The organism is Pseudomonas sp. R19M, from assembly GCF_050312585.1.
In the GTDB taxonomy this organism is placed as follows: domain Bacteria; phylum Pseudomonadota; class Gammaproteobacteria; order Pseudomonadales; family Pseudomonadaceae; genus Aquipseudomonas; species Aquipseudomonas palleroniana.
In genome coordinates, this window is record NZ_JBNPJV010000107.1 from 145,432 (window position 1) to 169,343 (window position 23,912).

At 56.6% G+C, this 23,912-nt stretch carries 19 protein-coding genes and 1 other RNA gene; 11 read left to right on the plus strand and 9 right to left on the minus strand.

Annotated elements, in window-relative coordinates:
- Positions 1 to 555 precede the first annotated feature (555 nt).
- Positions 556 to 825 (minus strand): hypothetical protein, encoded by a 270-nt coding sequence (locus ACQRBT_RS27820; RefSeq protein ID WP_412047039.1) that lies wholly within the window; start codon positions 823 to 825, stop codon positions 556 to 558.
- A gap of 313 nt (positions 826 to 1,138) precedes the next feature.
- Here ACQRBT_RS27820 and ACQRBT_RS27825 point away from each other — a divergent pair, with 313 nt between their 5' ends.
- On the plus strand, positions 1,139 to 2,221 hold the full coding sequence (locus ACQRBT_RS27825) for a hypothetical protein (RefSeq protein ID WP_412047038.1): 1,083 nt from the start codon (positions 1,139 to 1,141) through the stop codon (positions 2,219 to 2,221).
- Positions 2,222 to 2,224: 3 nt separating this feature from the next.
- Entirely contained in the window at positions 2,225 to 4,342 is a 2,118-nt protein-coding gene (locus tag ACQRBT_RS27830) for a hypothetical protein (protein WP_412047037.1), read from the plus strand.
- Between the two features lie 757 nt (positions 4,343 to 5,099).
- Here the strand turns inward: ACQRBT_RS27830 and ACQRBT_RS27835 are convergent.
- The 5 genes from ACQRBT_RS27835 to ACQRBT_RS27855 all read right to left on the minus strand — a co-directional run bounded on the left by ACQRBT_RS27835 (position 5,100) and on the right by ACQRBT_RS27855 (position 12,030).
- On the minus strand, positions 5,100 to 6,356 hold the full coding sequence (locus tag ACQRBT_RS27835; RefSeq protein WP_412047036.1) for an integrase domain-containing protein: 1,257 nt from the start codon (positions 6,354 to 6,356) through the stop codon (positions 5,100 to 5,102).
- A gap of 187 nt (positions 6,357 to 6,543) precedes the next feature.
- Positions 6,544 to 6,933: a transfer-messenger RNA gene (ssrA, locus tag ACQRBT_RS27840) on the minus strand.
- Positions 6,934 to 7,035: 102 nt separating this feature from the next.
- Positions 7,036 to 7,317 carry a hypothetical protein gene (locus ACQRBT_RS27845; RefSeq protein WP_060752284.1) on the minus strand — a complete coding sequence of 94 codons (282 nt, stop codon included), beginning with the start codon at positions 7,315 to 7,317 and terminating at the stop codon, positions 7,036 to 7,038.
- Between the two features lie 136 nt (positions 7,318 to 7,453).
- Positions 7,454 to 10,264: an FAD-binding and (Fe-S)-binding domain-containing protein gene (locus tag ACQRBT_RS27850; RefSeq protein WP_412047035.1), complete on the minus strand. Its 2,811-nt coding sequence runs from the start codon at positions 10,262 to 10,264 to the stop codon at positions 7,454 to 7,456.
- A 71-nt stretch (positions 10,265 to 10,335) separates the two neighbouring features.
- Positions 10,336 to 12,030: a lactate permease LctP family transporter gene (locus ACQRBT_RS27855; protein ID WP_412047034.1), complete on the minus strand. Its 1,695-nt coding sequence runs from the start codon at positions 12,028 to 12,030 to the stop codon at positions 10,336 to 10,338.
- 263 nt (positions 12,031 to 12,293) lie between these two features.
- On the opposite strand from ACQRBT_RS27855, the gene ACQRBT_RS27860 reads away from it, so the two are divergent.
- Positions 12,294 to 13,061 (plus strand): GntR family transcriptional regulator, encoded by a 768-nt coding sequence (locus ACQRBT_RS27860; RefSeq protein WP_060752281.1) that lies wholly within the window; start codon positions 12,294 to 12,296, stop codon positions 13,059 to 13,061.
- Between the two features lie 37 nt (positions 13,062 to 13,098).
- Here ACQRBT_RS27860 and smpB read toward each other — a convergent pair whose 3' ends face one another.
- Entirely contained in the window at positions 13,099 to 13,581 is a 483-nt protein-coding gene (gene smpB, locus ACQRBT_RS27865; protein ID WP_060752280.1) for an SsrA-binding protein SmpB, read from the minus strand.
- Positions 13,582 to 13,748: 167 nt separating this feature from the next.
- Between smpB and ACQRBT_RS27870 the strand changes: the two genes are divergently transcribed.
- The gene (locus ACQRBT_RS27870) at positions 13,749 to 14,183 is read left to right on the plus strand and encodes a type II toxin-antitoxin system RatA family toxin (protein WP_060752279.1); all 435 of its coding nucleotides are present in this window, start codon (positions 13,749 to 13,751) and stop codon (positions 14,181 to 14,183) included.
- Positions 14,176 to 14,478, plus strand: coding sequence for an RnfH family protein (locus tag ACQRBT_RS27875; RefSeq protein WP_161548379.1), 303 nt, complete (start codon positions 14,176 to 14,178; stop codon positions 14,476 to 14,478). Before ACQRBT_RS27870 ends, ACQRBT_RS27875 begins: the two co-directional genes overlap by 8 nt.
- Positions 14,479 to 14,542: 64 nt before the next feature.
- Here the strand turns inward: ACQRBT_RS27875 and ACQRBT_RS27880 are convergent, their stop codons facing one another.
- Complete coding sequence (locus ACQRBT_RS27880; protein ID WP_060752277.1) at positions 14,543 to 15,070, minus strand: outer membrane protein assembly factor BamE; 528 nt, start codon at positions 15,068 to 15,070, stop codon at positions 14,543 to 14,545.
- Positions 15,071 to 15,169: 99 nt separating this feature from the next.
- Between ACQRBT_RS27880 and fur the strand changes: the two genes are divergently transcribed.
- Positions 15,170 to 15,574 (plus strand): ferric iron uptake transcriptional regulator, encoded by a 405-nt coding sequence (gene fur, locus ACQRBT_RS27885; protein WP_090365772.1) that lies wholly within the window; start codon positions 15,170 to 15,172, stop codon positions 15,572 to 15,574.
- A gap of 87 nt (positions 15,575 to 15,661) precedes the next feature.
- Here the strand turns inward: fur and recN are convergent, their stop codons facing one another.
- The gene (gene recN / locus ACQRBT_RS27890; protein ID WP_412047033.1) at positions 15,662 to 17,335 is read right to left on the minus strand and encodes a DNA repair protein RecN; all 1,674 of its coding nucleotides are present in this window, start codon (positions 17,333 to 17,335) and stop codon (positions 15,662 to 15,664) included.
- 254 nt (positions 17,336 to 17,589) lie between these two features.
- Between recN and grpE the strand changes: the two genes are divergently transcribed.
- The 5 genes from grpE to carA all read left to right on the plus strand — a co-directional run bounded on the left by grpE (position 17,590) and on the right by carA (position 23,825).
- The gene (gene grpE / locus ACQRBT_RS27895; RefSeq protein ID WP_244700624.1) at positions 17,590 to 18,150 is read left to right on the plus strand and encodes a nucleotide exchange factor GrpE; all 561 of its coding nucleotides are present in this window, start codon (positions 17,590 to 17,592) and stop codon (positions 18,148 to 18,150) included.
- 102 nt (positions 18,151 to 18,252) lie between these two features.
- The gene (gene dnaK / locus ACQRBT_RS27900; protein ID WP_244700622.1) at positions 18,253 to 20,169 is read left to right on the plus strand and encodes a molecular chaperone DnaK; all 1,917 of its coding nucleotides are present in this window, start codon (positions 18,253 to 18,255) and stop codon (positions 20,167 to 20,169) included.
- Between the two features lie 318 nt (positions 20,170 to 20,487).
- Positions 20,488 to 21,612 carry a molecular chaperone DnaJ gene (gene dnaJ, locus ACQRBT_RS27905; RefSeq protein ID WP_060752272.1) on the plus strand — a complete coding sequence of 375 codons (1,125 nt, stop codon included), beginning with the start codon at positions 20,488 to 20,490 and terminating at the stop codon, positions 21,610 to 21,612.
- A 10-nt stretch (positions 21,613 to 21,622) separates the two neighbouring features.
- Positions 21,623 to 22,429 carry a 4-hydroxy-tetrahydrodipicolinate reductase gene (gene dapB, locus ACQRBT_RS27910; protein WP_060752271.1) on the plus strand — a complete coding sequence of 269 codons (807 nt, stop codon included), beginning with the start codon at positions 21,623 to 21,625 and terminating at the stop codon, positions 22,427 to 22,429.
- A 259-nt stretch (positions 22,430 to 22,688) separates the two neighbouring features.
- Positions 22,689 to 23,825 (plus strand): glutamine-hydrolyzing carbamoyl-phosphate synthase small subunit, encoded by a 1,137-nt coding sequence (gene carA / locus ACQRBT_RS27915; protein WP_090365778.1) that lies wholly within the window; start codon positions 22,689 to 22,691, stop codon positions 23,823 to 23,825.
- The last annotated feature ends 87 nt before the right edge of the window (positions 23,826 to 23,912 follow it).

Here is a 23,912-nt window from a genome sequence, read left to right on the forward strand (position 1 = left end):
GATCTGGCCCCCTGAACACCGATAGCGGTGGGCGGGTGGAGGCTGCACTGGCTGACGAGGCCGGTGTCGCGAGATCCTGAGTCAGGTGAAGGCAGTGAGGCGATGACTGGGGCATGCGTGACTGTCAGTCAGGTGCAGTCCATTCCGTGGGCTGCGGCACCATCATCGGTATCGCTGTGGCGAGTGAGCATTCGGTGTTTGTCACGCCGATTGTCACGAGGTGGAAAGCCGCAAAGGCCCGTGCGAGAAGGGCTGCAGCAGTGTGATATGCGCCCGTCTCTTTAGGAGGCAAAGAGACGGGCAATAGGTTGGCGCAAGAAATGGCCAAGCGGATAAGTTGCTGCAGAGCAGCCAGGAGAAGGCCTGAGTTGCCGCAGTGGGCAAAGTTGAGAAGTAGGCATCCATCACATCGCTGTGACCGTGCGAGCCACCGGACGCTAATCGCACTTGGGGTGAACCACCACGATGTGGCGTAGCCTCAAAGGTTCTGGCTACCTGGGTGCTGTCGAGGACAGCGCTGGTACAGTTCTGGTTTAGCGCTCGTTCTGCTCGCGGTCAACCGTATTTTGGGGGTGACTCTTGCGTCCATTGGTAGCGCTGGAAGACCTTGGCGGCCGGTGGTTTTCCATGGCCGGGTGGTCGTTCGTCGGTTTTTAATGTGAGCCTGCGTAATTGCATGGACTTGACCATTTGCATTGTCACTGACCAGTCGAATTGCATTCGACCTGACCAGCACACGCCGTAGTGACGACCGGCGGAGAACGGCCAAAAGCCGCCTTCCACCAACGGCAGCTTTCGGGCCGGTCTGACAAATTCATTGGTCAACTGACCACTCTCTCGAAGCCGGTTGCAGGCGTTGGCCGGTTTCAGTCTTGTAAGAGATCAGGGATCGGTAGAGCGCGGTTACTCGACCCAATACCCCAACTGGAGGGTGCAGGGAGATGATGAGCTAATCCTATAGCTAACGAAGCCTTTCTTCAGTGGTAAGCTCCAAAGTGCTTCACTGCATCTGACTGAACACCGATGTTAAGACCCAAAACATCCAGAATGAAGGCGAAAAACAGCTTGCCAGTTAAAGCGCAGAAACGATGATAATAGAATTTATGGGCAATCTACGCTGACGAGACAGGTACTGTTTATGAGTGAAATCAGCATAAAGTCAGGCTGTTCAATAGGCTACCTGACAAAACACATTGATTTTGAAACAACGATGGATTTTACCTTTACGAAGGATGCTAGCTTCACGCTTGGCGCTGAAGGCTTTTTTATATCCTGCATCATTGCTTTGGGTAGGAGGAAAAAATTAGGGAAGGTAAAACTTCACCTGCGCAAAACTGATCTTGAACAGCATGGCATTAGAGATGATAACTATCTCAGCTCAGCATGCATGATCAATATCTGCACACAAGACTTAAAGATTTATGACAAGTTGAATGTCGACGTAACCGATTTGTTGGTGGAAATGGTGAGCAACGCTGTCAACATGGACTACGGTGAATTTGAGGGCGGACAGTCTTATTCACTCTATGCTTTAGACCCTTACTTCATACATCCTCCATTTCTAAATCTCGGGGACAGCGAGCCTTCAGAGATAGACTTTAGACGTACTCTTGCACCCAGGATTCAGCAATGCATGTTTGGCGACACTGCTGTAGCGAGAGACTCACTCGAACACATCACAAACTCAATGAGTCTTTATGTTCTTCTGAAAGAAATCTGGGAGAACACTATTCATCACGCAAGAAGCACCGAAATATCACTTAGATACATCAAGGTTTCAAAAGTAATTTACACTAACCTCGCTCAGATTCAGAGCACCGAAATTCCGGAATCACTTAGAAAGTATCTGACATTTAGATTCGAAAAAGAATCCGCTAAAAAATATCTGATTATTGACATTGTCGACTCCGGTACCGGCATCTATGAGACACTCAAAGACACCCTGCCTGGACTGGAAAGAGTGGACGTAGTGAGACTGGCGTTTCATAAGAATAGTACTTCAAAAATACAAAGACAGCCTATTAGTCGCGGACTGGGACTTTTTGCAGCCATGGAATGCGCAAAGAAATTGAAAGGCATGGTCATCATGACAACCTCCGGTACACTCTGCATAAACTATGACTTTATTAATGACAAGTTCCTTAGTGAGACTCAGGTTTTCGACTTGAAACTTCCAGCAGATGATCTATCAACATCGCTATCGCTTATCATCCCGGCCTAAACTATGAACCCTGTAATCATTAATTGCATTGGAATGGCTGCGCCGGCTGACGTTGAGCCACTGCTTGTATCTTCTACCAGCCCATCTGACAATCCTTATGACAGATGCTATCTCCTTGCCACGAGCAAGGATTTTCTTGCTGCCATGGGAGATGAGGACAACGCGCCGATCAGGGACAAACTGCTCGCACGCTTGAATGTCAAGTCCATAGCTATAATTCACTATTGCAAAAACCTGAAGGCTTACCGAGTCTACGAAATCCATTCGGACAAGGTTGAACTTGTAGACAGCGATTTTGACACTGCTTGTGCGGCCTCGATCGACCTGGCGCGGCTTTTGGAACAAAATGCCAGCGATAGTTTCATTCACGGCGGATCTCAATATCATTTTGCAACGCCATCGCATAATCATACCAATGCGTTCTTCCGCTTAGGAGACTCTATACGAAATCGAGATGACCTGGACAGGGTGACCTTCTGGCTTCTCAAGCACATTGATTGTGCTGACTATATTTTTATTGACTCATGGTCAATTGCGGCCATTCCACTGCGGGCGTTGCAGATCCTTGGCAAAGATACTGCGTTTGACGCTCTCCCTGCGCACCCAGCCAAGAAGATGGTAGATTGTAAAAGCGTAGTCTGCGCGCCAACACCGGCCCTCAAAGCAGCTCAAAGCCCTCTTCTGCTAGTCAGCGTGGTAAGCAGCGGGAGTCTTATCGGAATGTTTCAAGAGATTTTCGATGAGGCCTATCCATCAAAAAAACTGGCGACTGTATCGGTCTACTCTTTCTCGGAGAATGCACACAGCTTGTGCATCGCAGACTACGACATCGTCAACTATAGTTTTGAAGACTGCGAATTCTGCAAGAACAACAGCAAGGCTATTGAAATTCACCCTAGCGCTTATTACGTAAAGGATCCAAAAGACTCAGGAATTAGTTTGCCACCCTCAATAGCGAGAATGGGATATGGCTTCTTTGTCAAATATAATTCTCACCTCGATGATATAATCATATTCCATAAGGGAGACACATCCAAAGGCAACAAGCACTATGCTTATTTCCTAGACTATAATAAAATCGCTGAAACCGATTGTTTTAAAGAGAGTCTTCATGAAAAACTGGCTAAAACTCTAACCAAAGACTCAGTTGTTCTCACGCTCGTAGATGAAACCGCAATCAAGGCGGCAGTAGCAGCGATTGGAGCTACATGCCAATATACGCCTAAACCCGGAAATATGCTCGACCCAGCTACTTTGGATGTTATCAAAAAAGCAGACAAAGTAGTGATTTATGATTCCGTTACAATCAATGGTAATGCTTTTACAAAATTCAACAACTTTTTCAGGCAACAGCCTGAGCTCAGCACAGCGATTAAAGATATTACTTTTTTGGCTGGAGTTTTCAGACCCACGTCATCGTGGCGAACGCATAAACTTCTCCGAAATAGCCTGGCCTATCCTGATCCAGGGGTGCGCAGAGCGTTTGACCATATTGAATATCTAGTTCTACCTGACATTGGGCCAAAGGAGTGTCCTTGGTGCCTAGAACTGAAAACGATCAAGGGCTCCATCAAACCTGCACTCAAGAGTTTAGGGAATTTTCATCGCCGAGTTTCGAAGCTTTCCAACTTGATTGATGGAGTCAAAGGCACTGACGCGGTTTTCCACATTGACCACGATAGCGAGCAGGTACGACTGGGTGCGGAATCGGTTCTTGCACCAACAGACACAGCGATTAGCGGTGTAATTTTGGCCGTTGCTTCGGCTTTACAGCAGCTGCGCACAGTTCAGGACGATACAGCTCGTTTAGCACCAGGCTTCCCTCATACCCAGGTACTGGCCTCGGCTAACTTTGTAAGCTACTCAGAAGGTCTTATCAGATCCGCGTTGATTCGAAATGCAGCAGGTATCGAGTTTGGCGTGGTCGAAAAAGAGAAAACACTAAATATCCTGCTTGAAGAGCTGGGTGATATAGACCAGAGCAACATGCTGTCCGAGTACATAATTGCAGTAATTTGCGGAAAGCTACCACCCTCCTCAAAGCTGGATGACAAAGTAACGCTAAAACTGCAAAACTTGATAAGCGAAAGCCCAGAAGTTATGAAGTTGGCAGCAGTGTAGATGGACTCATCTGAGATGCTCAGCAACATATCAGTAGAGGTTAGTTCATAGGTTTACGTAATCGTCATGGACACTATCATGGCGATTAGGCTTACCATCAAACTGTGCCGAGCATGCTCGGCAATGCTGCAAGTTAGCTCTCGCCGGCCTTGTAGTGTTTGAGTTGCCCCCGGTCTTTTCGATATTTCCGACTACTTCTTTCGGTCAATTTCAGCCATTGCTGACCGGTAGCTATGAGTCGTTTTCTGCCTGTTGCAAAAGGCAAGAGACGGCTGTGGATTCAACCGGTCGATGCAACACAAGCAAGTTCTGTGTAAGCAGAAGGCGTGATCGCTGATTGAGAGCTGAACAACCCGTGATTTTGCGGACACAAATGACTGACAACTATGGGTCGGTTGCAGTCCTTCAGTGCTTGGCTGACGCACTCGCGCTGAGTGGCACCTGCTGACCCCCATCAACTGCAAACTGCTGGTCAGCGCGAATGCAAATGACTGTTCAGTGGCAATGCAATTAGGTGGTCAAGTGAGATGCAATTACGCAGAGCCCATGCGAGTGGGAATGCGGAGCCTTCCCGCTCGCTTGGGCTTGGCCGAGAAAGCCCCAAGAGAGAGGCTTGCAACGGCGACAGTCGCCACTTCTGTCGCCATGCTGCAGACCAGGTATTGCACGGGTCGTCGCCGGTGTCGCCGCTGTCGCCAAATCAACCATCACTCCATCTGGGGAGTTATTTTGGTTACTGGCGGCGTCCGGTGAGCGCTCACCGTATCGGCACGACGTTGTCGTCCCTGGTTTGATTGATCGCAGATGCCGACAGGTTGCCAGTGGCCGCTTTCTGGATGTGCTCACTCCACCAAGCCATCATCGGACGCCGGCGTTCGATGTAGTCCGCCCGGTTGTAGGCACTACGGACTTCATCTTTGTCGACATGCGCCAGCGCGACTTCGATCAGCTCCGGATCCCAGCCATGCTCGTTCAGGATGGTGCTAGCCATGGAACGCATGCCGTGGCTGACCAAGCGGTCCTGGAAGCCCATGCGTTTCAACGCCATGTTGGCAGTCTGACTGTTGGCGTGGGTGCGCGGGTTTCTATCTGCCGGGAACACGTATTCCCTGTGGCCGCTGTGGGGTTTAAGCGTCTCTAGTAAGGCGAGTGCCTGTTCGGTCAGCGGGATGGTGTGCGGACGACGCTTTTTCATGCGCTCCGGCGGGATGGTCCAAATGCGTTTGTCAAAGTCGATGTCTACCCATCGGGTGGTAGCCGCTTCGGCAGGACGGGTCATGGTGTGCAGTTGCCATTCGATCAGGCAGCGGGTGATACGCTTGATGCTGGCGTTCGCGATTTCGATCATGAGCTCGGATAGCTCTTCGGGTCGTAGCGCGGCCATGTTCTCTTTCTTGGGCTTCTTGAAGACCGCCCGAATGCCGCTGAGAGGGTTAGCGAAAATCAGACCGGAGTTAACCCCGTAAGTCATGATCTCGTTGAGCCGTTGGCTCTGTCGCTTCACTGTCTCGAGGCTGCCTTTGGCCTCGATTGGGCGAAGCAGTTCGATGACCATCGGTGCGGTAATTTTCGAGAGCGGCGTTGTTTTCAGGTCTGGAAATACGTGCAGCGTGAGCGATCGCCAAATGTCCTCGGCGTACGCTGGCGTGACGGAGTCCTTCTTCAGCTCGAACCAGGCGGTGGCCACGTTCTCGAACGTGTGTTCCGTCTCCGCTCGTTTGGCTTCGTCCTGTGCATTGCGTTGCACCTTGGGATCAATGCCTTGTGCCAGCAGCTCGCGTGCTTCCACCACTTTCTTCCTGGCGTTCGCTAGCGAGAGCTCTGGGTATGTGCCCAGCCCCATATTGATACGATTTTTGGTTACCGGCTCGCGGTAGTTGAAGTTCCACAGCATCGAGCCATTGCTCCTGACTCGGAGCTGAAGGCCGTCACCATCGCTGAGGACGTAATCCTTGTCTTTTGCCTTGACTGCCTTGAGCTGGCGGTCGGAAAGGCGAAGGGCTGGAGCGGGCATGAGAGCTACCTCTGACACCGTTTTGGTATTCCAAAAAATAGCACCGGATGGCTTGGAATACCATTTGGAATACCCAAACGGCTGGAACTCAAAAAACCTCTCCAGCGCCAAGTAGCGCTTAAACCCTTGATTTCACTGGATTTCAGGCACAAAAAAAGACGTCCGTGGACGTCTTTAGATGATGAAGTGGTGGAGCCGGGGGGATTTGAACCCCCGTCCGCCAGTACTCCGCTGTCGGTACTACATGCGTAGCCGTGTCTATTAAGTTAACCCTCAGCGACCCGACGGGCAGGGTGCTTTGGGCGAGTTGTGTAAGTTTTAGCCGCTTCGTCCACAACGTACTGCACGGCGATTCTGTTCTATATGACAATCATTTTGGGTTTACAGACATCCCCTGATGATTGCTGAGCCCGAAGGCATCAGGAGTGCATGTCAGCTGCAATTAAGCAGCGAGAGCAGCACCGTATTGGTCGTCATTGGCAACTATAAGAAGTTGCAACAGTGGATTTACGAGTTCTGTTACCAACTCGGCATGCACCTAAAGTTTCGCGACCGGCGTCGAATCCTAAACGGCCCCGTGCTTGTAACTCGTTGTTTCATAGTGAGTGACAAGCTTGTGCAGTGTACGCCAAACGGTCACAAAAGGCCAACCCGAAGGTTGGCCTTGAGCGTCGGCGCGTTACTGGTTACCGCCTTTGTCGCTGTTCTGTAGGTCTTGCAGGGCTTTGGAGGTGATCTCGATGCACTTCTTGTCATCACCGGCGGCGTGGGCTGCCTTGGCTTGGGAGACGGCGGTGTCGATTTCGCCGCTTTTGCCAGAGGTGTCGGTGGCCAGCAGGGCTTTGCCGTTGTTGATTTTGTCGAGGTTGATTTTGCACAAATCAGGTTCACCGGCCGCGAAAACAGGGGAGGCCAGCATCGCCGCAGTGATGAACAAGCCAGCAAGAGCAGTGCGCTTCATCGGTATTCTCCTTGTACACGTAAGGCTCGATGCTGCTCCCGGGGTGGGGCAGCCAGCGAAGTCGTTGAGGGCCTTCGTCGCGAAGACCTATGCAGATGACTACGCCGGCGCGCCGGGGTTCTGTTTTTTTGCAGGTTTAATCTGCGCGGGCCTGGGTGACGCGGTCCACCAAGTACACCAAGCCGTGGTAATCGATGCCGCCATGCTGGCTCAGGCCGATTTCGCAGGTGCGGCTGGTGGAAATCCCTTCGCTGCAGTATTGCACCGCGTCCTTGAGGGTTCGCAGTGAATGGGCGTTGAGTTCCGGCGTGGTGAAGCCCTTGTCGCCGGCAAAGCCGCAACAGTGGATGCCCTCAGGGATCACCACGGTCTTGGCGCAGCGTCGCGCCAGATCGATCAACGCCTGGCTTTCGCCCAGGTGCTGGGTGCTGCAGGTGACGTGTACGGCGATGGGCGCTTCCTGGGGGGTGAAGTCAAGGCGGTCCATCAGATGGGTGCGAATGAAGCGCACCGGGTCGTAGAGGTCCAGGCGCGTTTCGCCGAGGTCCTGCATCAGCCGCAGGGTGCAGGGGCTGGTGTCGCAGTAGATCGGGTCGAGGCCGCCACGACTGGCGTGGAGCAGGGCGCCGAGCATTTCCTGGCGCTTGTGTTCGGCCTGTTCGGCGTAGCCTTTGGACGCGAAGGGCTGCCCGCAGCACAGGTTGTCCAGGTGCTCGGGAAATACGACTTGGTAGCCGGCCTTTTCCAGCAGGCCACGGGTTTTGTCGTACAGCGACATCTGCTCTTTATCACCGGCTGCGGGGCCCATGGCACGCGAGACGCAAGCCGCCAGGTAAACCACGCGGGGGCGCTCGTCGGTCACGGGCGGGCTGAAGCGAATGGCTTTCTCCGGCTGCGGCATGGCGTTGGTCCACTGCGGGATCTGGCCTTGGGACAACCGGGTGAGGTTCGCCGAGAGTGTTGCAAGGCGTGGTGCGCCCAGCAGCATGCGCGCACCGTTGGCAACGTGCAGGGTGAAGCGTGCACCTTGCAGGGCGGTGGCGAAATGGCTGGCCAGCCATTCGGCTGTTTTCGTACGGTTGGCGTCGCGAGAACGCAGCTTTTTCACCAGGTCACCGGTATTGATGCCTACAGGGCAGCGTTGGGCGCATAGCCCGGTGGCGGCGCAGGTGTCGATGCCCTGGTAGTGGTACGCCGCTTCCAGCTCGGTGGTGTCGACGCCGGCGCGCCGTCTGGCCTGGATGTCGCGCCAGATCACGATGCGCTGGCGCGGGCTCAGGGTCAGCCCCTTCGACGGGCACACCGGCTCGCAGAAACCGCACTCGATGCACTTATCCACCAGCTCATCGGCGGCGGGCAAGGGCTTGAGGTGTTTGAGGTGGATTTGCGGATCTTCGCTGAGCACCACGTCTGGATTGAGAATGCCGTTGGGGTCGAGCAGGCGTTTAAGCTGCCACATCAATTGATAGGCGTCGCTGCCCCATTCCAGTTCGACGAAGGGCGCCATATTACGGCCGGTGCCGTGTTCGGCTTTCAGCGAACCACCGAATTCCACGGCCACCAGCTGCGCGACGTCGTCCATGAACGCTTGGTAGCGTGCGACTTCTTCACTGCTGTTGAAGCCTTGCGTGAACACAAAGTGCAGATTGCCTTCCAGGGCGTGTCCGAAAAGGATCGCTTCGTCGTAGTGATGCTTGTCGAACAGTTCGATCAGGCGGTTGACGCCGATGGCCAGTTGTTCGACCGGGAAGGTCACGTCTTCGATGATTACCGTGGTGCCGGTTTTGCGCACGGCGCCGACAGCGGGGAAGGTGTCTTTGCGGATGGCCCATAACCGGGCGTTCTCCACGGGGTCTTCGGTGAAGTCGACCTGTTTTTCCACAGGGAAAGGCGCCAGAGAGGCCATGATCAGCCTGATCTGTTCCTGCAGCAGTGATGGCGATGCCGCACGGGATTCGATCAGCAACGCGCAGGCGCTTTCCGATAGGTGTTGTACGAAAGCCGGCATACCGGGTTTGTTCTGTACCGAGCGCAGGCTGCGCCGGTCGAGCAATTCGACCGCCGAGACCGGTTGGGTTTTCAGCGCCGTCACTGCGTTGCAGCAGGTTTCGACGTCCGGGAAGACAATCAGCGCCGACGCCTTGTTCGGGTGATCAATCACCGTGTCGTATGTGACTGCGCTGATAAAGCCCAGCGTGCCCTCGGAACCCACCAGCAGGTGGCTGAGGATATCCAGGGGCTCATCAAAGTCGACCAAGGCATTGAGTGACAAGCCGGTGGTGTTTTTCAGGCGGTATTTGTGGCGGATCTTGGCTGCCAGTTCGGCGTTGGCTCGCGTCTCGCGGCCCAATGTCGCCAAGCGCTCGAGCAGTGCACCATGTTGTTGCTCAAAGGCTGCGACGCTGGCTGGATCTTCGGTGTCCACGCGGCTGCCGTCAGCCAGTACCAGGCGGATGCCCGCCAAGGTGTGGTAGGTGTTTTGTGCCGTACCGCAGCACATGCCGCTGGCGTTGTTGGCAACGATACCGCCGATTTTACAGGCGTTGATCGACGCAGGATCAGGGCCGATCTTGCGCCCGAACGGCGCCAGCCAGGCGTTGGCCTGAGCGCCGATCACGCCGGGTTGCAGACGGATCTGCGTGCCTTGCCCACGAATCTCGCGGCCGTTCCAGTTGTCGCCCAGCACGATCAGCACCGAGTCAGAGATGGCTTGGCCGGACAAGCTGGTGCCTGCCGCACGAAAGGTCACGGGTACGTGATCGCGTTGGGCCAGTTGCAGCAGCGCCACCACTTCGTCTTCCGACTCTACACGGACCACCAGTTGTGGGATCAGTCGATAAAAGCTGGCGTCGGTGCCGAAGGCCAGGGTGGAAAGCGGGTCGTCGAAGCGTCGATCTTTCGAAATCAGCTGTGCGACGTCGCGCAGAAAAGCAGCAGGCAGGCTCATCGGTCCTCCAGGAATAGTTGACGCCGCAACCGTGGTCCGGCGTCGATGCTTACCCTATTACGTGCAGGTCTTTAGTGCACCAGCATACCGGTGAACCAGTAGGCCTGTGCCAGGGTGATCAGCCCCACGATCGTGGCGAAAAACAGGCTGTGCTTGAGGGTGAAGCGGAACAGGTCGGATTCCTTGCCCACCAGGCCCGTCGCGGCGCAGGCCACGGCGATCGATTGCGGCGAAATCATCTTGCCGGTCACGCCGCCGCTGGTATTGGCGGCCACCAGCAGGGTGTCGTTGACGCCGATCTGGTGCGCGGTGGTGGCTTGCAGCGAGCTGAACAGGGCGTTGGACGAGGTGTCGGAGCCTGTCAGGAAAACCCCCAGCCAGCCGAGGAACGGCGAGAAAAACGGGAAAGCGGCGCCGGTGGCCGCCAATACCAGGGCCATGGTCGACGACATGCCGGAGTAGTTAGTGACGAAGGCGAACGCCAGCACCATGCCGATGGACAGGATCGGCCAGCGCAGCTCGTAAAAGGTTTCTTTTAAAGTGGTCAGACCAGTTTTGATGTCAATTTTCAACACCAGCATCGAGATCAGTGCGGAGAAGAAAATCGCGGTGCCGGTAGCCGAAATCGGGTCCAACTTGAAGACGGCGGGGATGGCGGTCGGGTTGGTGACGATTGGCGCAACCTTGATCACCATTTGATCCAGGTGGGGAATGGCGAAGTTGAACACCCAGCTGTACATCGAGCCGCCTGCGGCGAACATTGCCTTGAAGGGCTTGAGGGTCCAGATGGTGACCAGTACGGTCAGGACCAGGAACGGCGACCAGGCTTTGAAAATCTGCCCCAGGTTATAAGGCGAGGCCACTGTGCTGCGCGGCTGGCCGAAGCCCCCGGCGCTGGCGGTGATCGTCGCGCTGGGGGTGACACCGGCGATCTGTGCGCCGGCAGTGCGCTTGGGCTGCCAGACTTTCAGGAACAGGGTCAGTGCGATCAGGCTGGCCAGGGCCGAGGTGATGTCCGGCAGTTCAGGGCCAATGAAGTTGGAGGTGAAGTACTGCGTGACCGCAAAGCTTGCGCCCGCCACCAACGCTGCCGGCCAGGTTTCGCGAACGCCGCGCAGGCCGTCCATCATGAACACCAGCCAGAACGGAACGAACAGCGACAGCAGCGGCAGTTGGCGGCCCGTCATGGCGCCGATCTTGAACGCATCGATACCGGTCACTTGGCCGGCGACAATGATCGGAATGCCCAGCGCACCGAAGGCGACCGGCGCGGTGTTGGCAATCAGGCACAGGCCGGCAGCGTACAGCGGGTTGAAGCCCAGGCCCACCAGCAGGGCGGCGGTAATCGCGACCGGCGCACCGAAACCGGCGGCGCCTTCCAGGAAGGCGCCGAAGCAGAAACCAATCAGCAATACCTGCAGGCGTTGATCGTCGGTAATCGACAGCACCGAGCTGCGGATGATCTCGAACTGGCCGCTTTTGACCGTCAGTTTGTAGAGGAAGACCGCGGCGACGATGATCCACGCGATTGGCCACAGCCCATAGGCGAAACCGTAGCCTGCGGCGGCGAGCGCCATGTTTACCGGCATCTGGAAGGCGAAGATTGCCACCAGTATCGACAGCGCCAGGGTGATGCTCCCGGCGACGTGGCCTTTGAGGCGAAACACGGCCAGGGCCAGGAAGAAGAATACGATCGGGATAACGGCGGCCAATGCGGACAGGCCGAGGCTGCCGAGAGGGCTGTAGAGCTGTTGCCAGGTTTGCATATGGGGTGGCCCCTAATTGTTGTTGGTCAGGCGCGATTCAGTCATCTTGGATAATTGGTAAGACCAATTTACAAGCGCTGTCGGCTAGAGTAAAAGCCTTGGCGTGGGTGTGTCAATTTGCCGCTTGGCAAACTTTGGTCGTAGCGCCGTCGGCGAGGGGGTTCTGGTTGGGTCAATCGAGGGCGTTCTGATAGGTGCTGCGAGCGCGGCGATAGGCGAGAATAGAGGCCCCGGCGAGTGGTCGGGGTTGTGGGGAGTGAGTTATGGGGTTTGATCAGGTGCGGCAGCGCCGTTTGTCTGACGATATTGTCGAGCAGCTTGAGGGCATGATCCTCGAGGGCACGTTGAAGTCAGGCGAACGCTTGCCGGCAGAGCGTGCTCTGGCGGAACGGTTCGGCGTGTCGCGCCCGTCGTTGCGTGAGGCGATCCAGAAGCTCGCGGCCAAGGGGTTGTTGGTCAGTCGCCAGGGCGGGGGTAACTATGTGGCGGAGTCGCTGGGGTCGACCTTCAGTGATCCGTTGCTGCATCTGTTGGAAAACAACCCCGAGGCGCAGCGTGACCTGTTGGAGTTTCGCCAGACGCTTGAGGCGTCCTGCGCCTATTACGCGGCGCTGCGCGCCACCGAGGTCGACCGTGAGCGGCTGACCGCAGCGTTTGACGCATTGCAGGATTGCTACACGCGGGCCGACGAGGTAAGCCGCCTGGAAGAGGGGGCGGCCGATGCGCGGTTTCATTTGGCGATTGCCGAGGCCAGCCATAACGCGGTGTTGTTGCACACCATTCGGGGGCTGTTCGATCTGCTCAAGCGCAACGTGGTGACCAATATCGGTGGCATGTACCAGCAACGCACCGAGACGCGCGACATGCTCATCAGCCAGCATCGGGACTTGTATCTGGCAATTATCGAAGGGCGGGCCGAGCAGGCGCGGGAAGTCTCAACACGTCACCTGCTGTATGTGCAGGAAGTGTTGGAGGAAGTACGTCAGGAGGTTCAGCGCGTGGCGCGGGCGGAGCGGCGTAAAGGCATGTAGCCGGGGTGAGCCACCCCAGGCTACAGCCTCGCAAGGGCTACTCTTCCTTGCCCTTGTTGCGCACGGCGCGATGCAGCTCACGGTTGGAGTCGCGTTCGCGCTCGGTATCGCGCTTGTCGTATTCCTTCTTGCCCTTGCCCAGTGCGATCTCGCACTTGACCAGGTGCTTGCTCCAGTACCAGGACAAGCAGACGCAGGCATAGCCCTTCTGCTGTACGGCTGCCGCGAGTTTATCGATCTCGCGGGCATTGAGCAGCAGTTTGCGCGTGCGTACCGGGTCGGCAATCACGTGGGTGCTCGCGGTGGTCAGCGGGGTGATATGACTGCCAAGCAGCCATGCCTCGCCATCCTTGAGCAATACGTAGCTGTCGACCAGTTGCAGTTTGCTGGCGCGCAGACTTTTTACTTCCCAGCCGGCCAGGACCAGACCAGCCTCGAACCGATGTTCGATGAAGTAATCGTGTCGCGCCTTTTTATTTTGCGCGATGGTCCCTGTGGGGTGTTTCTTTTGTTTAGCCATAGGGGCGGCATTATAGGGAGTTGCGAGCGTGTCGGCTACGGTCAACCTGCGTGCTTGAGCGTGTTCGACGAATCCCGGACAATGCAGACAGTTCTTTGATCTTTTTCGCTCGCGGATCCGGCTGTTCTTTTCGCGATGTTTGCCTCAGCAGTGGAAATCACGCTCACATGACGACGCATATTCAACGTTCGGCCCTGCTGCCCTATCCGGCGCAGGCGCTCTATGACCTGGTCAACGACGTGGCGCGTTACCCGGAGTTCCTGCCGTGGTGTTCTACTGCGCAAGTGCTGGAAAGCACTGATGAGCATATGGTTGCCAGTGTCGGGGTGGCCAAGGGTGGTCTCAGCCAGCACTTTGTTACGCGTAATGTGCTGGTGCCTGGGCAATCCATTGAAATGAACCTGCAGGAAGGCCCCTTCACTCAATTGCACGGGGTGTGGGTCTTCAAGGCGCTGACCGACAAAGCCTGCAAGATCAGCCTGGACCTGTCCTTTGACTACGCGGGCCCGGTTGTGCGGGCGACATTGGGCCCTCTGTTCAATCAGGCCGCCAATACGCTGGTGGACGCATTTTGCCAGCGAGCCAAACAACTGCATGGTTGAGATTGAAGTGGTGTATGCCGCCGAGGACCGCCAGGTGTTGTTGGCGGTAACGGTACCCGTGGGCACGAGTTTAAGGGGCGCGGTGCGGGCGTCGGGGATTGCGGCGCAATTTCCCGGGGTGGAGCTGGCTGAGTATCCCTTGGGTATTTTCGGCAAGGTGGTCGAAAAGCCGGATGAGCGTACCGTCAACGCGGGTGATCGTATCGAGATCTACCGGCCGTTGCTGGCAGACCCTAAAGAGGTGCGTAGGCTGCGTGCGGCCAAGGCTGCGATGACCAGGCAGCAAGGCACATAGGTTCGCCAGATGACACGCAACAAAAAGCCCGGCATGCCGGGCTTTTTTGTTGCTTGCCGCACAGTTACTGCGGGCTGGCGTCCAGAGGTTCTGGTGTCGGGACCGGGACGGTCTTCACGCCGTCGACGTCTTTCTGGATCTGGTCCAGCAAGGAGCCGGGCTTGGCAGGCTCTTCGGACTTCGGCTTCTCGGCGTCCTGTGCAGGCGCGCTCACGTTCGTGCCGTTATCCTTGCCGAGCAGGGCGTCATCGCGGCTTACACCGGGCTTGAAGTCACCTGACAGGCTGACAAGCTGGTCGTTGCCATTAAAAATAACGCTGACGCGCTCCTGCTGGCGTTCACCGCCACCAGGCTGGATGCTGTAGAGATAATCCCAGCGATCGGCATGGAAAGTGTCGGTCAGCAGAGGGTTGCCCATGATAAACCGTACTTGCCGTCGGGTCATTCCCGGGCGTAACTGGTCTATCATGTCCTGCGTGACGACATTGCCCTGTTGGATGTCGATTTTGTAAACCCCGGGGAATGAACAACCGGCGAGTGCGAGCAGTCCCACAAAGGTGAAACTGGTTAGCAAGAGCTTGGTGTTTTGCATCGGTGGGCGACTTCCACTATCTTGGCTGGGACAACGTTAAACGCCGATCATACCCGTATTAAGAGAAGCTGCGAAGCAGCATCCGCGAGAAAGCTAACCATGGTTGAAAATAGCGAACTACGCAAAGTCGGTCTCAAAGTGACTCTGCCACGAGTCAAAATTCTACAAATGCTCGATTCTGCTGAGCAGCGCCACATGAGTGCCGAGGATGTCTACAAGGCGCTGATGGAGTCTAACGAGGACGTTGGCCTGGCCACGGTTTATCGTGTGCTGACCCAGTTTGAAGCCGCAGGGCTGGTGGTTCGCCATAATTTCGACGGCGGTCATGCGGTGTTTGAATTGGCTGACGGTGGTCATCATGACCACATGGTTGACCTGGATACCAATGAGGTTATCGAGTTCACCAGCCCCGAGATCGAAGCTCTGCAACATAAGATTGCCGAGGACCATGGATTCGAATTGGTCGACCACAATCTGGTTCTGTACATCCGTAAGAAAAAGTAAAAATGACGCGGATTCACCCGCGCAACGATCGAAGGCGACCTCAGGGTCGCCTTCGTGTTTTCTACCTCTATATAAAGAAAGGCTTGGCTAAGCCTTGGCGGCTACCACCATTTTCTTGGCGTGAGCCAAGGACTCTTTGGTCAAGTCTATACCGCCCAACATGCGTGCCACTTCTTCCACGCGTTCCGATTTGTTCAGCTTGGACACTGCGGTATGCGTTGCATCACTGCCCCGCACTTTATGTACAAACAGGTGCTGATGCCCTTGGGCAGCTACCTGCGGCAAGTGGGTCACCGTCAGCACCTGGCCGCGATCTCCCAAACGTCGCAACAGCTGACCAACAATCTCAGCAGTCGGCCCGCCGATCCCAACGTCCACTTCGTCGAACACCAGGGTGGGGACGCGTGAGGTCTGGGCCGTTATCACCTGTATGGCCAGGCTGATGCGCGACAGCTCGCCGCCGGACGCCACTTTGGCCAGTGCCTTGAGCGGCTGCCCTGGGTTGGCGCTGACCAGCAGCTCTACCTGCTCCAGGCCATGGGGTTGCAGTTCATTGGTGGCGTTGGTGCGCAACTCGATGGTAAAGCGGCCGCCCGGCATGCCCAGGCGCTGGATTTCCTGCTCGACCGCACCGGCCAGCCCTGTGGCTGCTTGACGGCGCAGGTCACTGAGTTCTCGTGCTTTCTCCTGGTAATGACGGGCAAACGAAGCGAGCTCTTCACCCAGGCGTTCGATGGATTCGTCATTTGCGTTGAGGGTTTCGATTTCATCCAGCAATTTCTGCTGCATCGTCGCCACTTCGGTGGGTTGGATCCGGTGTTTGCGCGCCAGGGTGTAGATGGTGTCCAGGCGTTCTTCTATTTCCTGGAGGCGAGCAGGGTCGGCATCAAAGTGGTCCAGGAAGCGATTCAGTTCGCCCACTGCCTCCTCAACCTGGATCTGTGCGCTGGTCAGCAGGGTGGTGGCTTCGCTCAATGAGCCGGATGCGCTGTTTACGCTGGACAGCCGATTGAGGCTGGTCGTGAGTGCATTGAGCACATTGCCCGAATCGCTCTCGCTGCACTGCTCCACTACCTGGCGACAAATGCCCAGCAGGGTTTCTGCGTTGGTGAGGTTCTTGTGTTCCTGTTCCAGCTGCTCCAGCTCCGTCTCGCCCAGGCCCAGGCTTTCCAGTTCTTCAAGTTGATAGCTGAGTAACTGGTGGCGAGCGCGTTGTTCGTCGCCGGAGTTGGACAGACGCTCCAGCTCCTGGCGGGTCTGGCGCCAGCGTTGGGCGGCAAGCTGCACTTGGCGGGCCAGGTCGGTGGCCCCTGCGTATTCGTCCAGCAGGCGGCGGTGGGTATCGGTTTTCAGCAGGGATTGATGTTCGTGCTGGCTGTGGATATCGATCAGCAACTCGCCCAGCGCTTTCAGGTCGCCCAGGGGGCAGGGCGTGCCGTTGATATAGCCGCGTGAGCGCCCTTCGGCGGTGATGACTCGGCGCAGGATGCACGGGCCGTCGTTATTGAGGTCGCGTTCAGCCAACCAGGCTTCCGCTTCCGGGATGTCCGCTAGATCAAAAGTGGCCAGGATATCGGCCTTGTCCGCGCCGGGGCGGACCACGCCACTGTCGGCACGGTCGCCCAGGGTCAGGCCCAGCGCGTCGAGCATGATCGACTTGCCGGCGCCGGTTTCGCCTGTGATTACGCTCATTCCGCGATCCAGCTCTAGATCAAGGTGTTCAACAATGGCGTAGTTATGTACGGACAGGTGCACCAGCATGACGGCCGCTCCCAGGCTTTAGGTCTGGTTATTTATACAGTGTTTTGTTCGGGCCTGACAATCCTGGCGCTTAGCTCGATTTGCTTGAGTATTGTTTTTTCTTAGTGCGATACGGAATGAATGCGACGGAAATGCTCCCGGGCCTGTGAAAGACTTTTGGTAACGCCTGCGCCCTTGAACCTGGAAATTGTGACCCCATATACCGGAACAGAAGCGCGAGTCGAGTTCGCGCATGATTTTGAAAGGAGAAATCTATGGCTGACGAACAGACGCAGGATACGCAAACTCCAGACGCCAATTCGGCTGGCGGCGATGAGCTGGCAACTCGTGTACAAGTGCTTGAAGAGCAATTGGCCGCTGCGCAGGATCAGTCTTTGCGTGTTGCCGCCGATCTGCAGAACGTCCGCCGCCGTGCCGAGCAGGATGTAGAAAAGGCTCACAAGTTCGCGCTGGAAAAATTTGCCGGCGACTTGCTGCCGATTATCGACAGCCTGGAACGTGGTCTTGAGCTGTCCAACCCAGACGACGAAAACATCCGTGCGATGCGTGAAGGGATCGAGCTGACCCTGAAAATGTTCCAGGACACCCTGAAGCGTTATCAGTTGGAAGCGATCGATCCACAAGGCGGCGAGCCGTTCAACGCCGAGCATCACCAGGCCATGGCCATGCAAGAGAGCCATGACCTTGAGCCTAACAGTGTGTTGAAAGTGTTCCAGAAGGGTTATCTGCTTAACGGTCGCTTGCTGCGCCCGGCAATGGTGGTGGTGAGCAAGGCTCCTGCACCCGTTTCACCTTCTATTGATGAGCAGGCTTGAAATCAGTCGTAACGGCCCCATCTATAAGTCAAGCGTTTAAGTGCTACCGCGGTTAGCCACCACTGCTGCGGCATCAAAATTCAAGTTTCGGGAGAGTAAATCATGGGCAAAATTATCGGTATCGACCTGGGGACTACCAACTCCTGCGTCTCCGTGCTGGAAAACGGCGTTGCAAAAGTCATTGAAAACGCCGAAGGCGCGCGTACCACGCCGTCGATCATTGCATACGCCAACGACGGTGAAATCCTCGTCGGCCAGTCGGCCAAGCGTCAGGCCGTGACTAACCCGCATAACACGCTGTATGCGGTAAAACGTCTGATCGGTCGTAAGTTCGACGAAGAAGTCGTACAGAAAGACATCAAGATGGTGCCTTACAAAATCGCCAAGGCTGACAACGGTGACGCCTGGGTTGAAGTAAATGGAAAGAAAGCGTCTCCACCGCAAATCTCGGCTGAAGTCTTGAAAAAGATGAAGAAGACTGCCGAAGATTACCTGGGTGAAACCGTGACTGAAGCGGTGATCACCGTTCCGGCCTACTTCAACGACAGCCAGCGCCAGGCGACCAAAGACGCCGGCCGCATCGCGGGCCTGGACGTAAAACGTATCATCAACGAACCTACCGCGGCGGCTCTGGCCTACGGTATGGACAAGGCCAAAGGCGACCACACTGTGATCGTTTATGACCTGGGTGGCGGTACCTTCGACGTTTCCGTGATCGAAATCGCGGAAGTCGACGGCGAGCACCAGTTCGAAGTGTTGGCCACCAACGGTGACACGTTCCTGGGTGGTGAAGACTTTGACATTCGTCTGATCGACTACCTCGTTGACGAATTCAAGAAAGAAAGCGGCATGAACCTCAAGGGTGACCCGCTGGCCATGCAGCGCCTGAAAGAAGCCGCTGAGAAAGCCAAGATCGAGCTGTCCTCGAGCATGTCGACCGACGTGAACCTGCCGTACATCACTGCAGACGCCACCGGTCCGAAGCACTTGAACGTGAAGATCTCGCGCGCCAAGTTGGAAGCGCTGGTTGAAGACCTGGTTCAGCGCACCATCGAACCTTGCCGCATCGCCCTGAAAGACGCAGGCATCGACGTTGGCTCCATCAACGACGTGATCCTGGTGGGCGGTCAGACCCGTATGCCACTGGTCCAGCAGAAAGTCACCGAGTTCTTCGGCAAGGAAGCACGTAAAGACGTGAACCCGGACGAAGCGGTTGCCATGGGTGCTGCTATCCAGGGCGCGGTACTGGCTGGTGACGTGAAAGACGTACTGCTGCTGGACGTCAGCCCGCTGACCCTGGGTATCGAAACCATGGGCGGCGTGATGACTGCGCTGATCGAGAAAAACACCACGATTCCTACCAAGAAATCGCAAGTGTTCTCGACTGCCGACGACAACCAGGGCGCCGTGACTATTCACGTGCTGCAAGGTGAGCGTAAGCAGGCTGCACAGAACAAATCCCTGGGCAAGTTCGACCTGTCCGAGATTCCACCAGCACCACGTGGCGTGCCACAAATCGAAGTAACTTTCGACATCGACGCCAACGGTATTCTGCACGTCGGTGCGAAAGACAAGGCGACCGGCAAAGAGCAGAAGATCACCATCAAGGCCAACTCCGGCCTGTCTGATGAAGAAATTCAACAGATGATTCGTGATGCCGAAGCCAACGCCGACGCGGACGCCAAGTTTGCAGAATTGGCCGGTGCTCGTAACCAAGGTGATGCCCTGGTTCACTCGACCCGCAAAATGGTCGCTGATGCTGGCGATAAAGTGACTGCTGAAGAGAAAACTGCAATCGAAGCTGCCGTGGTTGCCCTGGAAGCCGCTGTAAAAGGCGACGACAAGGCTGCCATCGAAGCCAAGATCGAAGAGCTGTCGAAGGTCTCCGCGCCAGTCGCTCAGAAAATGTACGCCGAACAACAAGCCCAGCCTGAAGGCGGCGCGCAACACGCTGAGCCTGAAGCCAAGCATGACGACGTTGTCGATGCTGAGTTCGAAGAAGTCAAAGACAACAAGTAAGTTGGTCGTCCGGTTGACCGCTATCAAGCGGTGACTGGTAGGATGTCGCCGCGCGGGAGCTTGCTCCCGCGTTGGCGTGTCTGGGGTACGCGAATTTTTACAGCATGCGACAGCGTTCGGATGCTGGCGGTGTGACCGGGAATGCTCCTGCTTCCCGAGCAGTAAATACCGCGTTTTTGATCGGGGCTCCGGTTAAAAAGTAGTAATGACCAGGATCGTTGAATTGACGTGAGTTGGGTCCGGGCCTGTATTGGGGCTCAACGAGTTTGGCAAGGCTCAGGAGGGTCTGGCTGAACGTCCTTAAGAGTGCAAAGACTTATGGCAAAGCGTGACTATTACGAAGTATTGGGTGTGGAGCGCAGCTCCAGCGAGTCGGACCTGAAGAAGGCCTACCGTCGCCTGGCGATGAAGCATCACCCGGACCGTAATCCGGATAGCAAGGAATCCGAAGAACTGTTCAAAGAGGCCAACGAAGCCTACGAATGCCTATCTGATCCTAACAAGCGTGCGGCCTACGACCAGTACGGCCATGCCGGCGTCGATCCGAGCATGGGCGGTGGTGGCGCCGGTTTTGGTGGTCAGAACTTCTCCGATATCTTCGGCGATGTCTTCAGCGACTTCTTTGGTGGTGGTCGTGGTGGCCAGCGTGGCGGTGCCCAGCGCGGCAGCGATCTGCGCTACACCCTGGAACTGAACCTGGAAGAAGCCGTACGCGGTACCAGTGTCAACATTCGTGTGCCGACGCTGGTCAACTGCAAGCCGTGTGATGGCTCGGGTGCCAAGAAGGGCTCCTCGCCGATTACTTGCCCGACCTGTGGGGGTATCGGCCAGGTACGCATGCAGCAAGGTTTCTTCTCGGTGCAGCAGACCTGCCCGCGCTGCCATGGCCAGGGCAAGATCATTTCCGACCCGTGCGACTCCTGCCACGGCGAAGGGCGTGTCGAAGAGTACAAGACCCTGTCGGTGAAAGTGCCGGCGGGTGTGGATACCGGTGATCGTATTCGCCTGTCGGGCGAGGGCGAGGCGGGTACTCAGGGCGGCCCTACGGGGGACTTGTACGTGGTGATCAACGTGCGTGAGCACTCGATCTTCCAGCGTGATGGCAAGCACCTGTTCTGTGAAGTGCCGATCAGTTTTGTCGATGCGGCTTTGGGTGGCGAGATCGAGATTCCGACGCTTGATGGGCGTGTGAAACTCAAGATTCCTGAAGGCACACAGACCGGCAAACAGTTCCGCATCCGTGGCAAAGGTGTTGCGCCGGTGCGCGGCGGTGGCGCCGGTGACCTGATGTGCCGCGTGGCGGTGGAAACGCCGGTCAACCTGAATCGCCGTCAGCGTGAATTGCTTGAAGAATTCCGCAGTTCGTTGGAGGGGGATCACTCCCACTCTCCGAAGACCACTGGCTTTTTCGATGGCGTGAAGCGCTTCTTCGGCGACCTGTAAGGAAGTGAGTATGCGACGTATAGCCGTAATGGGCGCTGCAGGGCGCATGGGCAAGACGCTGGTCGAGGCGGTGCAGCAGCGCTCGCCGGCTTCTGGGCTGACCGCGGCCATCGTGCGCCCCGGTAGCACATTGATCGGTGCGGATGCCGGTGAGCTGGCCTCGTTGGGGCGTATCGGCGTTTCGCTGTCCGGCAACCTGGAACAGGTGGCTGACGAGTTCGACGTATTGATCGATTTCACCCTGCCGGACGTCATGCTGAAGAACCTGGCGTTCTGCCGCAAGGCCGGCAAGGCCATGGTGATCGGTACCACGGGCTTGAGTGCCGAGCAGAAGCAGTTGTTGGTGGAGGCGGGCAAGGATATTCCTATCGTCTTCGCCGCCAATTTCAGCGTGGGGGTGAACCTTTCGCTCAAGCTGCTGGATCTGGCGGCTCGTGTGCTGGGTGATGAGGCGGATATCGAGATTATCGAGACTCATCACCGCCACAAGATCGATGCGCCGTCCGGTACCGCGCTGCGTATGGGTGAGGCAATTGCCGATGCGTTGGGGCGTGATTTGTCGAAAGTCGCCGTTTACGGTCGTGAAGGCCATACCGGTGCGCGCGCGCATGACACCATCGGGTTTGCCACGGTTCGCGGTGGTGATGTGGTGGGAGATCACACTGTGTTGTTCGCCGCTGAAGGCGAGCGCTTGGAAATCACTCACAAAGCGTCCAGCCGTATGACGTTCGCCAAGGGCGCGGTACGTGCCGCGCTTTGGCTGGAAGGGCGTGAGCCTGGCCTTTACGACATGCGTGACGTGCTGGAACTGCACTAATCAGTAGCTAAAAAGGGGTCTCAAGCTTATGCTTAGGCCCCGTTTTTACCCGCTAGGCGACGTCCTGTCGCATTCCCCTGCCTTTAAGGCTCATTAGCGGTGGACCAAAAAAGCCTTTTTCTGTAAGCTACAGCTTTAGTGTGTCCACTAAAAGCGCGCAGAATAATTCAGTGAACAAGCGGGGTGACGTGTCCATACGTCACTCCGCTTTTTTACAACCTGCGATCGCCCTTTCAGGCTTTATTTACGGGAGGTCTTCTTGACTAAGCCAGCCATACTCGCCCTTGCTGATGGCAGCATTTTTCGCGGCGATGCCATTGGAGCCGACGGTCAAACCGTTGGAGAGGTAGTGTTCAACACTGCCATGACCGGCTATCAGGAAATCCTTACTGATCCTTCCTACGCCCAGCAGATCGTTACCCTGACCTATCCGCACATCGGCAACACCGGTACTACACCGGAAGACGTCGAGTCTGATCGTGTCTGGTCGGCGGGTCTGGTGATTCGTGACCTGCCACTGGTTGCGAGCAACTGGCGTAACACGATGTCGCTGTCCGATTACCTGAAAGCCAACAACGTTGTGGCGATCGCCGGTATCGACACTCGCCGCCTCACACGCATCCTGCGTGAAAAAGGCTCGCAGAACGGCTGCATCATGGTCGGTGACAATATCTCCGAAGAGGCGGCGATTGCCGCGGCGCAAGGTTTCCCTGGCCTGAAAGGCATGGACCTGGCGAAGGTCGTCAGCGTCAAAGAGAAGTACGAGTGGCGCTCCACGGTCTGGGATTTGAAGACTGATGACCATGCGACCATCGAAGCCGCTGAGTTGCCTTACCACGTAGTGGCCTACGACTACGGCGTCAAGTACAACATCCTGCGCATGCTGGTCGAGCGCGGCTGCCGCGTGACGGTGGTTCCGGCGCAAACCCCGGCCAGCGATGTGCTCGCCTTGCAACCGGATGGCGTGTTCCTGTCCAACGGCCCGGGTGACCCCGAGCCATGCGACTACGCTATCCAGGCAATCAAGGACGTGCTGGAAACCGAGATTCCGGTATTCGGCATCTGCCTGGGCCACCAGTTGCTGGCCCTGGCCTCCGGCGCCAAGACCCTGAAAATGGGCCACGGCCACCACGGTGCCAACCACCCGGTACAAGACCTGGACACTGGCGTTGTGATGATCACCAGCCAGAACCACGGTTTCGCGGTGGATGAAGCAACCTTGCCGAGCAATGTCCGCGCTATTCACAAGTCGCTGTTCGACGGTTCCCTGCAGGGTATCGAGCGCACCGACAAGAGCGCGTTCAGCTTCCAGGGCCACCCTGAGGCCAGCCCGGGCCCGAACGACGTCGCGCCGCTGTTCGACCGTTTCATCAATGAGATGGCCAAGCGACGCTGACTGAGCGGCTTGCGGGCGGCCCCGGACCTCGGCGGCCCCCGCAGGCGCTTCAAAGATTGTTCAAGACGGCTTGCCGACTGACCTGCG

Bases quoted from the DNA above. Each gene is read 5' to 3' on its own strand.
- ACQRBT_RS27850 (WP_412047035.1), bottom strand. From the start codon at position 10,264: ATGAGCCTGCCTGCTGCTTTTCTGCGCGACGTCGCACAGCTGATTTCG.
- ACQRBT_RS27825 (WP_412047038.1), top strand. From the start codon at position 1,139: ATGAGTGAAATCAGCATAAAGTCAGGCTGTTCAATAGGCTACCTGACA.
- ACQRBT_RS27880 (WP_060752277.1), bottom strand. From the start codon at position 15,070: ATGCAAAACACCAAGCTCTTGCTAACCAGTTTCACCTTTGTGGGACTG.
- ACQRBT_RS27855 (WP_412047034.1), bottom strand. From the start codon at position 12,030: ATGCAAACCTGGCAACAGCTCTACAGCCCTCTCGGCAGCCTCGGCCTG.
- dnaK (WP_244700622.1), top strand. From the start codon at position 18,253: ATGGGCAAAATTATCGGTATCGACCTGGGGACTACCAACTCCTGCGTC.
- ACQRBT_RS27835 (WP_412047036.1), bottom strand. From the start codon at position 6,356: ATGCCCGCTCCAGCCCTTCGCCTTTCCGACCGCCAGCTCAAGGCAGTC.
- ACQRBT_RS27875 (WP_161548379.1), top strand. From the start codon at position 14,176: ATGGTTGAGATTGAAGTGGTGTATGCCGCCGAGGACCGCCAGGTGTTG.
- dapB (WP_060752271.1), top strand. From the start codon at position 21,623: ATGCGACGTATAGCCGTAATGGGCGCTGCAGGGCGCATGGGCAAGACG.
- recN (WP_412047033.1), bottom strand. From the start codon at position 17,335: ATGCTGGTGCACCTGTCCGTACATAACTACGCCATTGTTGAACACCTT.
- dnaJ (WP_060752272.1), top strand. From the start codon at position 20,488: ATGGCAAAGCGTGACTATTACGAAGTATTGGGTGTGGAGCGCAGCTCC.
- ACQRBT_RS27860 (WP_060752281.1), top strand. From the start codon at position 12,294: ATGGGGTTTGATCAGGTGCGGCAGCGCCGTTTGTCTGACGATATTGTC.
- fur (WP_090365772.1), top strand. From the start codon at position 15,170: ATGGTTGAAAATAGCGAACTACGCAAAGTCGGTCTCAAAGTGACTCTG.
- grpE (WP_244700624.1), top strand. From the start codon at position 17,590: ATGGCTGACGAACAGACGCAGGATACGCAAACTCCAGACGCCAATTCG.
- ACQRBT_RS27845 (WP_060752284.1), bottom strand. From the start codon at position 7,317: ATGAAGCGCACTGCTCTTGCTGGCTTGTTCATCACTGCGGCGATGCTG.
- ACQRBT_RS27870 (WP_060752279.1), top strand. From the start codon at position 13,749: ATGACGACGCATATTCAACGTTCGGCCCTGCTGCCCTATCCGGCGCAG.
- ACQRBT_RS27830 (WP_412047037.1), top strand. From the start codon at position 2,225: ATGAACCCTGTAATCATTAATTGCATTGGAATGGCTGCGCCGGCTGAC.
- smpB (WP_060752280.1), bottom strand. From the start codon at position 13,581: ATGGCTAAACAAAAGAAACACCCCACAGGGACCATCGCGCAAAATAAA.